This is a genomic window from Caulobacter radicis, from assembly GCF_003094615.1.
Classification (GTDB): domain Bacteria; phylum Pseudomonadota; class Alphaproteobacteria; order Caulobacterales; family Caulobacteraceae; genus Caulobacter; species Caulobacter radicis.
Window position 1 is genome coordinate 1 of sequence record NZ_QDKO01000031.1, and the last position, 1,413, is coordinate 1,413.

Consider the following 1,413-nt stretch of genomic DNA (forward strand, 5'->3'; position numbering starts at 1 on the left):
GAAGCGTCGGCTGCCGGCGATCAACACCTTCAACGAAGCGGCTCATGCGCACCTCCCGACTGCTCGTCAGGAGTCTAGCTGATCCGCCGAGTTTTCACACAGCCTCGGTCGGGAGCCGTCATCGGCTCGGCTCTAGACTGGCGACTTGGCATGTCGGCATCTCGCGTCGGTGCTGAGGACCGCTACCCACCCCTAGCAGACCCACCCACCGGCTGTTTGCGGCAATGGCCGGGCTGGACGCCGATCGTGGCGACAGCTGTTCGATCCGCCGGCTGCATGCAGCCCGAAGGGGCGATGCGCTCGGCGGCCCTCCGCCGCTGGATGTGGAAGATGGGCGGGTCGGGGAGCGCCCTTAAGTCACGGATATCCGCAAGTCGCCTTGGCGGAACCGAGCCGTCCTGGCTGGTGGCTAAGCGTCGGTCAACTTGCGAAGGCTCCAGGCGGCGGCGGCCACGCCGTGATCGCCACTGCCATTCCAGACGCAGATTTGCACTCTTGCCTCCAGCGCCCAGGCCCATACCGGGTCGTGGAAGCGAGGAGCGTTTGGTGAAGCTAGATGGCCGTTACTTATGTCGTCGTCAATTGCCGCCATTCGAGGAGCGGTTGATGCTGGTGGCGACGTTCTATCGCAATCTTCCCTGGGTCTAGAGGCCCTTGGAGCAGGTGAGCGTCTGGCGGTCTCTGATCCCTAAACGAGATCACTGTATAGCGCGCGCTTTCCACATGGCCCGCGGCCCTGGCGCAGCTGCCGCTGTCGGCGGCCGATCGCTATCGCCTGGTCTGGCGCTGGGACGACCTGACCCTGGCGGCTCAAGGCGCGGGCATGAGCGGAAGCCGGGCGTTGAGAACGCGTGAACCACGCGCGCCGGCGCCTTTGGCCCGAAGGCTTGGACATAGCGCCGACCACCCGGCAGGGCCGATAGTTTGGCCGTCGCTCGGCGACGGCGGGATCAGGCTCGCGAGGCGGAGCGCTGACAGTCGGGTTCCCGACGGACGTCACGCTAGGTTGCGGCGGCGGCTGGGGCAATCCCCCAATTCCTGGGGGTTGCGGAAGGCGGAGCCAGGGACGCGGCGGGCGCGCCGATGGGGCGCGCAGAGTGAGCGTCGACCATGTCTTCTGTTGTGAAATCGTCTGTGTCCGAGGGGGCTTTGCCCGCTGTCGGCGGCTGGTCCGAGGTCCGGGTGGCGCGCCTCAAAGCGCTCCTGGCGCAGGGGCTGAGCGCCCGCCAGATCGCCCAGGCCCTAGGAGCGGTGAGCCGCAACGCCGTGATCGGCAAGATCCACCGCCTGGGCCTGGCCGGCGGCGGGTCGCCGTCCGCCCCGGGGCGGCGCGCGCGCCTGTCGGCGCGGCCCCGGCTCCGGCGCAAGGCCCCCTCCCCTCCCCCGCCGCCGCCCTCCGGCGGGGCCCCAGCG

1 protein-coding gene is annotated in these 1,413 nt (G+C 69.1%); it reads left to right on the plus strand.

Going from position 1 to position 1,413, the window contains the following annotated elements; translation table 11 throughout:
- Positions 1-1,110: 1,110 nt before the first annotated feature.
- On the plus strand, positions 1,111-1,413 hold a 303-nt coding region (locus tag DDF62_RS17770), incomplete at its 3' end, for a GcrA family cell cycle regulator (protein WP_279629670.1).